12 protein-coding genes and 2 pseudogenes are annotated in these 12,742 nt (G+C 43.6%); 6 read left to right on the forward strand and 8 right to left on the reverse strand.

The features are described 5' to 3' along the window. Positions 1–257 precede the first annotated feature (257 nt). Entirely contained in the window at positions 258–719 is a 462-nt protein-coding gene (locus MiSe_RS43105) for a rhodanese-like domain-containing protein (protein ID WP_444980623.1), read from the reverse strand. 281 nt (positions 720–1,000) lie between these two features. On the opposite strand from MiSe_RS43105, the gene mutL reads away from it, so the two are divergent. Further along, on the forward strand, positions 1,001–2,728 hold the full coding sequence (gene mutL, locus MiSe_RS43110) for a DNA mismatch repair endonuclease MutL (RefSeq protein ID WP_226592449.1): 1,728 nt from the start codon (positions 1,001–1,003) through the stop codon (positions 2,726–2,728). 10 nt (positions 2,729–2,738) lie between these two features. Here mutL and MiSe_RS43115 read toward each other — a convergent pair whose 3' ends face one another. From MiSe_RS43115 to MiSe_RS43125, 3 genes are all read right to left on the reverse strand, one after another. After that, positions 2,739–2,924 carry a hypothetical protein gene (locus MiSe_RS43115; RefSeq protein ID WP_444980624.1) on the reverse strand — a complete coding sequence of 62 codons (186 nt, stop codon included), beginning with the start codon at positions 2,922–2,924 and terminating at the stop codon, positions 2,739–2,741. 216 nt (positions 2,925–3,140) lie between these two features. Beyond that, positions 3,141–3,836 (reverse strand): hypothetical protein, encoded by a 696-nt coding sequence (locus tag MiSe_RS43120; protein ID WP_226592453.1) that lies wholly within the window; start codon positions 3,834–3,836, stop codon positions 3,141–3,143. Positions 3,837–3,850: 14 nt separating this feature from the next. Next, complete coding sequence (locus MiSe_RS43125; protein ID WP_226592455.1) at positions 3,851–4,405, reverse strand: GNAT family N-acetyltransferase; 555 nt, start codon at positions 4,403–4,405, stop codon at positions 3,851–3,853. A gap of 29 nt (positions 4,406–4,434) precedes the next feature. On the opposite strand from MiSe_RS43125, the gene MiSe_RS43130 reads away from it, so the two are divergent. Then, positions 4,435–5,451: a pentapeptide repeat-containing protein gene (locus MiSe_RS43130; protein WP_226592457.1), complete on the forward strand. Its 1,017-nt coding sequence runs from the start codon at positions 4,435–4,437 to the stop codon at positions 5,449–5,451. Positions 5,452–5,720: 269 nt separating this feature from the next. Here the strand turns inward: MiSe_RS43130 and MiSe_RS43135 are convergent, their stop codons facing one another. Together MiSe_RS43135 and MiSe_RS53350 are read right to left on the reverse strand one after the other, a co-directional pair. Beyond that, complete coding sequence (locus MiSe_RS43135) at positions 5,721–6,290, reverse strand: hypothetical protein (RefSeq protein WP_226592459.1); 570 nt, start codon at positions 6,288–6,290, stop codon at positions 5,721–5,723. Between the two features lie 233 nt (positions 6,291–6,523). Beyond that, positions 6,524–7,102 (reverse strand): annotated as a pseudogene (locus tag MiSe_RS53350) (hypothetical protein); the annotation flags it as partial. A 729-nt stretch (positions 7,103–7,831) separates the two neighbouring features. Between MiSe_RS53350 and MiSe_RS43150 the strand changes: the two are divergent. Beyond that, positions 7,832–8,110 carry a hypothetical protein gene (locus MiSe_RS43150; protein ID WP_226592461.1) on the forward strand — a complete coding sequence of 93 codons (279 nt, stop codon included), beginning with the start codon at positions 7,832–7,834 and terminating at the stop codon, positions 8,108–8,110. 141 nt (positions 8,111–8,251) lie between these two features. On the opposite strand, the gene MiSe_RS43155 is transcribed toward MiSe_RS43150, so the two are convergent. Beyond that, complete coding sequence (locus tag MiSe_RS43155; protein WP_226592463.1) at positions 8,252–8,401, reverse strand: hypothetical protein; 150 nt, start codon at positions 8,399–8,401, stop codon at positions 8,252–8,254. Positions 8,402–8,515: 114 nt separating this feature from the next. Between MiSe_RS43155 and MiSe_RS43160 the strand changes: the two are divergent. The 3 genes and pseudogenes from MiSe_RS43160 to MiSe_RS43170 all read left to right on the forward strand — a co-directional run. Further along, positions 8,516–8,713: pseudogene (locus MiSe_RS43160) on the forward strand (RNA-guided endonuclease TnpB family protein); the annotation flags it as partial. Between the two features lie 162 nt (positions 8,714–8,875). Further along, a complete protein-coding gene (locus MiSe_RS43165) occupies positions 8,876–9,634 on the forward strand; it encodes a sterol desaturase family protein (RefSeq protein WP_226592467.1) in 759 nt (252 codons plus the stop codon). Positions 9,635–10,432: 798 nt separating this feature from the next. Continuing rightward, positions 10,433–10,678, forward strand: coding sequence for a hypothetical protein (locus MiSe_RS43170; protein WP_226592469.1), 246 nt, complete (start codon positions 10,433–10,435; stop codon positions 10,676–10,678). Between the two features lie 63 nt (positions 10,679–10,741). Here MiSe_RS43170 and MiSe_RS43175 read toward each other — a convergent pair whose 3' ends face one another. Further along, on the reverse strand, positions 10,742–12,214 hold the full coding sequence (locus MiSe_RS43175; RefSeq protein ID WP_226592471.1) for an MATE family efflux transporter: 1,473 nt from the start codon (positions 12,212–12,214) through the stop codon (positions 10,742–10,744). Positions 12,215–12,742: the final 528 nt, after the last annotated feature.

Here is a 12,742-nt window from a genome sequence, read left to right on the forward strand (position 1 = left end):
AGGTTTTGTAGGGGCACGGCTGACACTAACTTTGAGCTTGTACCCAAAGGTTGTATGATGCCGCAGGTTTTGTAGGGGCACGGCTGACACTAACTTTGAGCTTGTACCCAAAGGTTGTATGATGCCGTGCCCCTACTGATATCGTTTCCTTAGGCATCAGAATTACGACCTGCAGGGGCAATTAGCAATTAGCAATTAGCAATTACCAATTACCAAGAAAGGCCGATCATTCCGATGCAACAGGATTTGATATGAATCTACTTCGCTTGCTCCCTGAGCTTTTTCTCAGTAGCGAGGCGGGATAAGATATTATATTCACCGGCATCGGGAGGCGTCAGCGCTTCCATAACGCCTTCGGTGGGGCCGCCAATAGCTTTCCAAGCAGGCAAACCGCCTTTGAGTTCTGCCACGTTATAGAACCCAGCATCGCGCAGCTGGTTGGCAGCTTGAGCGGTCTCGTCGTCGCTGTCGGCGTAGACGTAGATATCGCGGTTGAGGGGAAGCGCGGGTTTAGCGCGGTCTACGAGTTCGTCGATAGGCATGGGCATCGCACCCATGATGTGACCGTTGTTGAAGGTTTCGCGATCGCGTACATCCAGGATTGTCAAACCAGGTTCGCCCCATTCCAAACGCGCTTTCAGGTCGTTTGCGGAAGATTGAGGTTTGAATCCTGGAGGGGTAGGAGTAATGTTCGGTAGCTTGTCTTTAATCGTTAAAATGGCCTCTGACACCTTATCGCCAGATTGGTGATAGTCCTCTTTTAGCTTATCCTTGACATTTTCCATGCCTTCGGAAACACTTTCTTTTGCTTGTTGAACTTTATCTTCCATGTCCATGAGTTTATACCGTCTTACACCACCAGTAAATCTAACAAGGCTTTTGTGTCCTACTTATCTTTCTTGGGAAAGAACGTTTAAAAGATGCATCTTTTGATAGAGTTCTTATACGTCCTCAGACAGAGTTGAGTTACCAATTTAAATCGCCCTTTTCAAAACATATTATGTTCGACCGCATCCAAACCCTACCCGCAGAAGTGGTGCATCTGATCGCCGCCGGTGAAGTAATTGATTCTTTAGCTGCCGTTGTCAGAGAATTAGTAGAAAATGCCATAGATGCAAAAGCAACGCGAATAGTTGTTTCCCTATGGCCCGAACAATGGCGCGTGCGGGTAGCAGATAATGGCAATGGCATGGAGTTAGAAGACTTGCGAATCGCAGCAACTGCCCACAGCACCAGTAAAATTCGTCGCTGCGAAGATTTGTGGAAAATTACCAGTTTGGGGTTTCGCGGCGAAGCATTGCACAGTTTAGCTCAATTAGCAGAATTAGAAATAGCCAGTCGCCTTGCTCCCCCCCTTAGCAAGGGGGGGTTAGGGGGGGGATCGGGGTGGCGAATTGTTTACGATGGTTTGGGGGAACCAGTAGTAGAAGAAACCGTTGCGATCGCACCCGGTACAGTAGTCACCGCCTCCAATTTATTCGGCACTTGGACAGTGCGGCGACAAGGGTTACCTTCCCCCGCCCAACAATTAAGAGCGGTACAAAATATCATCCAACAAATTGCCCTGTGCCATCCTCAAATTACCTGGCAAGTGCAACAAAATGACCGCCCCTGGTTTACGATTAGTCCCGCAACAACAGCCCAACAAATTCTGCCGCAATTGGTACGCGATATTAAATTAGGCGACTTACAGCATTTAAAGGTAGAACTATCTCTCCCATTACCAATTACCAATCACCAATCACCAATTACCAATCCCCAGCATATAGAAATAGTTTTAGGATTGCCAGATCGATGTCATCGCCGCCGTCCGGATTGGGTGCGAGTCGCAACCAATGGCAGAATGGTAAAAGCGCCGGAATTAGAACAAACAATTTTGGCATCATTTCAGCGGACATTGCCGCGCGATCGCTTCCCGGTTTGTTTCCTGCACCTGCAAATTTCTCCCGACCAAATAGACTGGAATCGCCATCCTGCCAAAGCAGAAATTTACTTGCACCAACTGAGTTATTGGCAAGAAGAAATTACTAAAGCAGTGCAAGTTGCATTGCGTATCAATTCAGAAACCCTTTCAGAAACCGCGCATCAAGGGCGCATAGGACAGCTGATTAAAGTATCAGAAGCAAGCAGCGGTTATAACGTTAGTCGCGAGATTCAACCAAATACAACACGTAACGAAATCGCACCGCTGAAACTGCGGGCAGTGGGGCAAGTGAATAATACTTATATTGTGGCAGAACATAACAATGGGGTATTGTTAATCGAGCAACATATAGCCCACGAACGGGTATTGTATGAAGAGTTATGCGATCGCTGGCAACTCGTGGGTTTAGAACCGGCGATCGTGCTGCAAAACCTCTCACCCGCGCAACTAGAACAACTACAACGCATCGGCCTAGAGGTAGAATCTTTTGGTGAAGGATTGTGGGCTTCCCGCACCGCCCCAGCACTCCTCGCCCAACGAAATGACTGTGCAGCTGCACTCTTAGAACTTAGTTTAGGCGGCGACTTGCAAGCCGCACAAGTTGCAACAGCTTGTCGCAGTGCCATCCGCAACGGCACACCCCTTACCTTGAGTGAAATGCAAACATTAATCGACCAATGGCAACGCACCCGCCATCCCCGCACCTGTCCCCACGGACGCCCGATTTATTTATCCTTAGAAGAATCTGCCCTATCGCGTTTCTTCCGCCGTCATTGGGTGATTGGTAAAAGTCACGGGATATGAAAAAAGAACCTTAGCAGGTTTCGGGTTCATCTAATAATCTCAACACTTCTTGCTCGACAACTCTTGAACGCAGAATATCCAGCGCATCCTGGTCTGCCATTTCGATAATGTATGCTATGTATTGCCGCACTTGTTCGGCAATATCGGGATTCCACTGGCGCAACTTTGTGTCTAGTTTCTCCACTAAAGCATCCATTAATACCTCCACTTCTCTCATAGTACTGTCTATTCCCTCTTAAGCCCCCCAAGGCATTGGGGGTTGGGGGGGATCGATGCGTAAATCCTGCCCATATTATCATATCGCTTCCGGTTGCATCGGAATTACGACCTGTAGGGGCTTTTTCCCAATTAGCAATTAGCAATTAGCAATTACCAAGAAAGGCCGATCATTCCAATGCAACCGGATTTGATATCACTTAATCAATGACTTAATCTCCTGCTGAATTTTATCGTTAATAATTTCCTTCCCTTGCCCCGGATTGTTCGGACTAACCTTGATGAAATTCACCTCATCTTGGCTGGTAAATTTTTTGTTATTATCAGAATCTTTGACAACACGCAGAAAAATAATATCGCGGTTTTTGTCATATTTCCAACCGAGCAATTGGGCATTCACCGGAGTGATTCGCCGAAGATTTTTTCCCGAAATATCGGCTAAATAGCCAACCGAAGCATCATTCAAATCAAATTTTTTATCTCCGTTGGTATCGCTTTCTATCAGACGCAATAATAAAACCTTTATAGCTGGTTTATCCTTCTCTTTTTTCAATTCTAAAAACTCCCATTGGGCGAGGGCAGCTTTCTTGTTTAACAAAAGATGGGACTGACCCGTTTTTAAACTATGAAAAATCATATTGACAGGAGAAGACTTTGAGCGGTATTCGGAAGAATAATCGTTACTCAAAAGACCCTGTTTGCCCGCAACCTCTACAGGAATCATGATATATTCAGGTGAAGCGTCAACGATTTCACCATAAATAATTTGGGTGTCTTCCTCCTGTGCCTGCGCTGTCCGATTTAATCGGTTTTCCCAAATAGGGCTACAAGCTAAAGCTAAAGTAGCTAGTAAAACAGATGTCGCTATTGTGGAAAAAATCCTCACGTTCATAAAACCTCCAGAATCTAAAATTTCACTGACTTTGCCAGATAAATATCCGGTTTACCCAGTCCATTGGCATCGGGCATCACGCCTACAATTGCCAAACCGCATTTTTGGTAAAATTCGTAAGGATGACCGTGCAAGTTTTTGATGTTAGTAACATGTTCCCAAACATTGGAATAAAGATTTACACCCGCCAGAGTTGTCATATTATTTTCATCATCAGTGCCAACCCAAAGCGTGATGCCGCCGCGTTCTCTCACTTGTGCTTCTAAATCAAATACCAGTGCTTTTCCAATTCCCTGGCGCCGAGAATCCTCACGCACGACGATGGGATGAAGTTCCCATACATTCCCATTGTATTGGCTAATGCCGCCAATCCATCCTAAAATATCACCAGTCTCATTAACCGCAACTCGGCTAATTCTATCTGCACCAAAAGATTCTTTTACCTCTTGTAACGCGCTATCTATGGAAGGCCAAGCATCAGGCCAATTTTGTTTAAAGCTTTCTACAAGCAACTTGGCAACCTGTAGAATAGCTTTTTCGTCATCAGGACAAAGATCGATGATTTTCATAGCTAAAATCTAAAATGCAACAAAAACTCTTGACAACAACACTCCTGTTAACGTCACTCTACTTAGCTACACCAGCAACAGCAGCGAATCCAGAACACATCAAAAAATTGCTAGAAACGAATCAATGTCAAAAATGCGACCTGAAGAATGCCGACTTGAGCGGTAAAAACCTCACCGGCGCAGATCTGGGCAGTGCTATTTTAACAGGAGCGAATTTAGAGGGAACAAACTTGAGGGGCGCAAAGCTAAAAAGTGCAGATCTCCAGCAAACTGTCCTCAGAAGTGCCATCCTAGAATCCGCCGATTTGGAAGATGCTAGAATGCGGGGCGCGATGATGCGAGACGCAAAACTCAGAGGCGCTAACCTCAAACGTGCCAGACTCCGGGGGGCAAGACTCCGAGGTGCAGACTTGCGGGAAACAAGATTGATTGCTACCTTATTACTCGAAGCTGTTTTAATGGAAGCTAATCTCAGCGGTGCGGATATGCGGGGTGCAAATTTAACAACTGCTAACCTCAACAAAGCACGTTTAGAAACCGCTAATTTAGAAAGTGCCAACCTCACGAATGCGAATTTAAGCGAGTCTTATTTAGGCGATACGACTTGGCGGGGCGCTATTTTAACCGGGGCGAACCTCGTAGGTGCTAACTTGATGAATGCGAGCTTACTTACAGCTAAACTAAATAACGCTAAACTCAACAATACCAACTTGCAAGGCGTTAGCTTAAATAATGCCGACTTAAGCGGTGCCAATTTAGAAAATGCCGACTTAACTAAAGCTGTTCTGACAATGGCTAACTTAACTCGTGCCAACTTAACGGGTGCAAAGTTGATAAATGCCTATCTATTTACGGCAAATTTAGACAGTGCCAACCTGAGCAATGCGAATCTAACGGGTGCTAATTTGGAAAATGCCAATTTGAGAAATGCCACCCTTACCAATAGCGATTTGAGTAGTGCGATTTTGAAAAATGCTAACTTAACCCAAGCTAATTTAACGGGTGCGATTATCCGAGATACGGACTTAAGAGGCACTGGATTATAGTTAACTCAAGTTGCTAGTTATAAACAAGGGCGTTGCTAATGGCTAATTGCTAATTGCTAATATAGGATTTTTACCAATCTCGCCATTAGCCATTAGCCATTAGCCGCTCCAAGAGAGATAACTAGCAACTTGAGTTAGTTAGTCAGATAGCTAAAAACCCGGTTTCAACACCGGGTTTCTTCTGTTAAGCTAGAGACAAGATTCTAATCCCAGGCGTTCGCATAACTTCCCAATCAAGCGATCGCTTCTTTCTTCCCACAACCGCAGAATTACTGAGCAGGTGCTACATCAGCGCCCACTTTGCCAGCAATTGCCTGCAATGCATTCCGGTTTCCCAACAGCAATTGGTTATTTTGCTGCACCATGTTACCGCTGAGTTGGGGAGGTGCGGGTAATTGCACGCCCAACTTTTGCGCGATCGCTCGCACAATTTGCCGATTTCCCAACAGCAGCTCGTGGTTTTGCGTCGCTAAGTCGCCGCCACCGGGACCAGCAACATTAGGCACTGTAGCGCCTACCTTTTTAGCAATACTGATAAAAGTAGCGCGATTTTGCAAGATTAATTGCTGGTTCACTTGCAGCGGATTACTACCGCTGGGAGTTCCACTGTTGCTGACTGGTGCGCCTAATTTGGCTGCAATATTCCTGGCAGTTTGACCATTTTGTAATAGCAGTCCCCGGTTTTGCTGAATCAGTGCTTGATCGCCAGCTTGGGCAATTAACGTGGAATTTACCCCCGATCGCGCTTGGGTGTTCGATGTTTGTGCGATCGCGCTAACGCTACCAAACAACCCAGTTGCCAACAGAGTAGCACTTACACCCAAAATTAACTTATTCATCTTCATCCTTCTCCGGCTCAGATTTTTGTCTCGACCGCGCTCTTTATTTCAAGCCGGTCATCTATCCTTGGGAAGATTAACTGGTTAATTTTGGGTTATTTTGTAAATTTTATCACATTTTTCCGGAAATAATGCCAAAAATGCACAACTTAGTTGCGATTTTCGCAAGGGGAAGTGAAATCAGATGCCCGACTTCTTCGAGAAGTCGGGCATCTGGACTTGACCAATGTCTGCTATCGACCCAAAGCCGCTTTATCAGCGAAGAATAGGTCCTGATTTTGATGGATCCACTCGACAAAACGATAAGACATCGCTATCCTAAATGCCTCTAATGCCGATAGTATTGGTGTTTAAAGGTTTGTTAGCCTGACGCCTTCTTAAGCCTCGTGTTAAGCTGTGCCATAAAATAAATGTATAGGCACAAAACACCAGAGTGAAATGTCTGAGTAGGTTGCTATAATCCTAGCCATCCCTTGGCTTCCCGATAGAAAACTTCTACCCAATTCCTTTGAGCATAGGTAGCTACTAACCCAAGTTGCTAGTTATAACTATCGTGGGTTGCACAGCAGAAGCTAATCGCCAGCTTGCTAATTGCTTATGGGAATATTTTTCGGTTCTACCAGCCATTAGCTATTAGCCATTAGCCTGTCTTGGGCCCTAAAAAGATAACTAGCAACAAGCGTTACTATGCACTCCGCTGTGACCATTGAAGAATCAACATTGGTAATAAAATAGTCAAGCTCACTCGCTTGGTTGAAGGTTGAGGCATTCATGACGATAGCAATTGTTCTCGTTCCTGAAAGCTGTGAGAGGCTAAACCCCGGTATAACCGGGAAAAAAAGCGTGAAAATTAGTCAATAAAATTCGGCAGTTTTTCTCAAAAAATCCTCTTTCCCCAGAGCAAAACATTGGTTTTTGACTGCCTGCATAGCAGGGGCATGCAGTCAAAAACCAACCAGGGATAGGGTTTGGGACTTTTTGTCGAGGTCTATTGCTATAAAAATTAGATTCATGTAAAATAAATATCTATAGCCTAGGTTTTCATCCCCTCGCCTAAAGGCGAGGGGATGAAAACCATAGGATCGATTTATCCAGCCAGTAAATATTAATATATTAAATTTTAATAAAAAGATAGTGTTGCGGGAAAAAAATGGTATGATTATTCAGTGGAAAAAAAAGAGGCGATTTATTTGGAGGGATGCCAACAGGAACTGATTCACAAAAAGCTTGATGTAACAAACATTTTGGAATAACTGTGCAGCGAAGTAAACGATTTAATAAATAGCGGCACATACTACGCTCGCCAGATATATTTCAAAACGGGAAGGATATTGTCGGGCAAGCCAGGACGTGCAGTATTGTGCAAGCAAAGAGATGAAAACTAACATGCATCACAATGGGGTCGATTCTCAAGTCGCACGGGCTGGCGCTGAATGGCATCGCCGAATCATTCAAGTCATTTCAGGAGTTAATCAATTGCTACAAAAAGGGCTTGCTTAGAAAACAAACCTCGCCCACGCAAATAGCGCAAGTCGAACGGAATGGCAGTCGCTACCTATCCCAAACAAGCATTGAAGCTAATAGAAGGGAAGGTTGGCTTCCCGATGGGACAGCTTTGCAAAGCCTGGTTCGGAGTAGATGCTTTCTGGTTAAAGATGCCGTCTAATTTAGGCTTTGAAGACATCAAAGAAGTCCGCATCCTGCCTCGTAATCGATGTTTTTATGCAGAGTGGGTCTACCTGCAAAAAACTGCATTGGTTGAATTAGATTCATCCCGGGCGCTAGGCATCGATACTGGGCTAGTGAATTGGTTGACATGAGTTAGCAAAATCAATACATCTTTGATCGTTGATGGGAGGCATATCAAGTCAACAATGAATCAGTAATTTAACAAATCGGTTGCCACAATTAAGCAAGGCAAACCACAAGGGTTTTGGTCTAAACGACTTGCTCACCTAAGGTCAAGGCGCAACCGGCAGATGCGCGATGCCATCAACAAAGCAGCGAGGATCGTTATCAACCACTGCCTGGAACACAAGATTGGGCGCGTTGTGTTTGGATGGAATCAGGGCATCAAAAAAGAAATAAACATTGCCAAGCGCAACAATCATATCAAATCCGGTTGCATCGGAATGATCGGCCTTTCTTGGTAATTGGTAATTGCGAGCTTGCTAATTGCTAATTGCTCCTAGAGGTCGTAATTCCTTAGCAACGGTCAACGATATCAATCGTTTGTGCAGATTCCCACAGCAAAATTGACTAGCCCCATGGCTCAACTATGGGAAAAATACGGCATACAATTCGTTGAAACGGAAGAAGCCAATACATCTAAGGCATCGTTTCTAGACGGTGATACAGTCCCCAAATATGGTGAAAAACCCTCTAACTGGAAGTCGGAGGGTTCGCGAGTTAAACGCGGTCTGTAACGCAGCTGCGAGTAACTTCTATGTCAACGCAGATGCAGGCCGGAGCAGCAAATATGCTCCGTGTGCGACTCGTTCCGTCGAAATGGACTACCTGTGGTTTATCCAGAGGGTTGGAAGATGTGAGATATTGCAGTTAGCTAACATACATGAAGGTTACCAATGATAGAGATAATGTCAATACAATTAATATTGTGGTCTGTGTTTTTTCTTACAGGCGCAGTATTCTGGCTTTGGGAAATTAGCTCTCCTTTACATCAGATTAAATACAAAGCTAAATGCTTTAAGGAATTGGGATGGATAGGAATATCAATCGTCTTTAGTATCATTATTGCATGCGTTACTGCGGCAATTATGAAACTATTGAATTCTCTATTTATTGGAGAGTTAGAAGTTTCTGCAGGAGTAATGTATGTGCCTGTGTGGCTGAGGCTGATCGCCGCATATCTATTGCAGGACTTTAGTTACTATCTGTTACACAGGACGATGCATATGAATCGGTTTTTCTGGCTGACCCACAAATGGCATCATTCAACAAAGCAATCATGGTGGCTGACTGGAGGCAAAGAGAGCTTGACTGGCGGACTTTTAAACTATTTTACATTTGTGTGGTTTCCACTGTTAGAAATTCCCTCAGAAGTCATGGCTGTAGTGGCAGTGCATCAGGCGGTTCATAGTAATTGGATACACCTCAATGTGAAATGGAACTCCTGGTTAGGAATATTGGAATGGATTTATGTCACGCCCCGCGTTCACAGTTTGCATCATATTGATCCAAAGGGAAGAAATTTGAGCCTTATCTTTACTTTCTATGACCGATTATTTGGGACCTACGTGTGTCCAGAAAACTTTGAGCTAAAAAAATATGAAAATAGATTGGATGATGAATCAGTAGCAGTAAAGACAATTGTGGGTGTTTAATGGAGTTTAGAGAGTGTTTGAAAAGTCGGACAGGTTGTAAAAAAGCTCTCTCGGTATACGCTGGGAATAGATAATAACGCAAGTTGCTAGTTATCTTTTTAGGGCTGAAGACAGGCTAATGGCTAATAGCTAATGGCTAATGATAGAACCGAAAAATATTCCCATAAGCAATTAGCGATTAGCTTCTGCTGTGCAACCCACGATAGTTATAACTAGCAACTTGGGTTAGTATACAGCACCGAGATTGGACTTTGGACAAAAATGAGTTTAGGACTTACGCGCAAGTTCCCGGTTTCTCTGAAAAATCCTTGGGAAAGGCAATCAGAGATCGACGGTCGAAACCGGGTTTCTAGGCTCGTGGTGCGTAAGTCCTGGAGTTTTTAGCAGATTATTTACGTCAATATAAAAATAGACATAACTTTCCTACCTCAGTTCGTTAAGCACTGAGTAAAACAATCGTATTCCCACAATGGAAGAAAGCTAAAACATATCAAAAGTTAGCTGGCAAAAAGCGAAAATTAGATCGGCGTTAGATCGCTTATGCTAAGTCCCAAAACCGCAGAATTGTCAACGGGTTTTTGAGACATGGTAAGCAGATTAAAACCGAAAATATATCGGTGACCCCCAGGCAGAAACGCTATGGTAAAGCTATTTCTGCTAAGTCTCCCGGTTTTGTTCAGTCTGAATTAGCTCGCTCTTGCTGTAAGTGCTGGCGGACAAAACATCTGGGTTTTCTACTTGACGTACTGCACTGTCGCCAACCCATTTGACTGGTGAACGTATCAAGAAAAAACTATCATGCACCGCGATCTTTTCGCTGCTTCCTCTAGTAGACATGTCAAGGACGATACGCTTCTATTGCAGGATGCTATTAATCAGTATCCAGGGTCGGAGCCTTACCTTGTGGAGGCATGGAAGCAATTTCAAGAAGCCGCTCTTCAAGTAAGCGAGTCTGAAAGTGAGCAGTGTCATTCTCCCCTGGAGCGGTTCTCCCAAAAGCTAGGAACGGTTGACCAGATAGCTATTGATCGAGCGAAAAGTTAACTCTAATTCCTGGCGCCACTCCTCGTCTATGCGAGAGCGAGGATTGCCTCAAGTCTGAACTTTTCAAACAACCTCTGAAGTCAATATTGTTTTTATCCAAGTTCTGGAGCTATATTTTATATAAAAAATTATGCTTCTCAGATACTGATCTACAAATAATCCTACGATTATTCCTATATAACCAACACCCATGAAATTTACACAAATATAAGCACTCAAGATTCCAACTAGACAGGTTAATGCATCGATATACAATACAAATCCTGTATCTCCATCACTTTTTAATATTCCATAACCGAAGGTAATATTTAGGACTCGTGCCGGTTGAAGAAAGCCAAAATATATTAAGAAAATACCCGCTAATTTGATTATTTCACCATCCACCTTGGGGAAAACTAAACTGAGAAAATAATTATTTGAAATCAAAATGTATAAAGGCAAGAGAATTAGCGACGCTGCCAGGGAGAATTTGATGATAGTCTGACACAGCTTCAGGAGATTGTCGATACTTCCTCTGCCTATCTCATTTCCTGAAAGATTAAGTCCAGCCACTCCCAATCCATAGGTCAACATAATCAAAGACGTTTCCATTGTAGAAGTCATTTGAAATGATATCAAAGTAGTTTCCGAGACATTAGTCAAAAGATATATGTAAGCAAATTCTGTGGTGGACAGGATCGTTTCTCCCAGAGCCACAGGGATAGTTATTTTTACTAATTCATATAAAAACTTGAAATTTTCCCTCTCAAATAGATGTGCGCCTTCTTTAATATTCAGGTAATTTCTTTTTGCTAAAGTTATCAAGATAGCTACCACGGCTAAACATTTGGAAAATAGTGTTGCATAAGCAGCGCCTTCTACTCCCAGTCCAGTTAGCGAACCAACACCATAAGTTAATAAATAAGTGGTCGCGGTATTAAGAAAGAGTGCTATTAAGCTTAGTATTAATGGTGTTTTAGCATCGCCAGTTGCCCTCAATATACATGCACATATCACATAAACCATGTTTAAAGGTATGATGAACACGGCGATATCAAAATAAAGCGTGGTATAAGTTAGTAAAGACTCGGAAGCGCCAAACGATGAAAATAAATAATTTTTAAACAAGTAGAATAGAAAAGTTGGTATCAAGGAAAAAATAAATCCAAATAAAATGATATTTAGGGACGCTCTAGATATTTTTTCCTCATCTGATCGCCCATGATATTGAGAAATGACTATGGAAGAGCCAATGCCGATACTCTCAAATATTATTAGTACCAGTGCCAATATTTTACTGGCGAGATTGACCCCTCCCAATTGAAAATCTCCCAGTCCGGCAACGATTACTGAGTCAACAAAAACAAATAGGGTTTGAAGAAATACTTCCGCACTTGCCGGTATGGCAAGTGCGGCTATTGTACTTATATAGGAATTTTCTACCTGAAGTACGGCAAGGGGACTCGCACTAGAATTGGCAGACTCACCAGCAGAGCCATCACTGCCAACTGATAAATTGTCCAATAGGGCATCCTTGTTGTTAGAAAACATATTCATAGCTGTCGTCGGTACTTGTGTACGGTTTGTAAATATTTCGGGTGAATGTCAAACTTCTGAGTAGGCAATTGCAGATATGTTGCTGGAACGGTAGCTGACTTTAAGGAAAGCCTCTACCAAAGCCAAGGCTGGCAGGAATACCTTGCCCATGAGCCCCAAGCTTATCGGATATTTAAGCAGCCTATAATCCACCTGAGGGACTATTGTTTCCACAGCGGGGTGGAGACAAGGCAGAGGGCAGGAGACTTTTATACATTTTATACATAAGGTAGGAAAGCCAATTGACAAGATTCTGGGCTTATTAATCGTATGCTCTCCCCGTGACGCTCCTACACCTACCCGTTAGGGAGGTGTAGGCTTCTGGGGCACACAACAGGCTCTTTTTTGAGGTTTTGCAGATATTTCTTGTCGGGTAGGAAGGTATCCGTCACCGCATCCTTCCCCCCTAAGAACCGTACTTGACAGTTACCCATCATACGGCTCAAGCATCCTCAACCTTTCGGTTTTGCTTTCCATGCACCGATTTGT

The sequence above is a fragment of the Microseira wollei NIES-4236 genome (assembly GCF_020521235.1).
GTDB classification, from domain to species: domain Bacteria; phylum Cyanobacteriota; class Cyanobacteriia; order Cyanobacteriales; family Aerosakkonemataceae; genus Microseira; species Microseira wollei.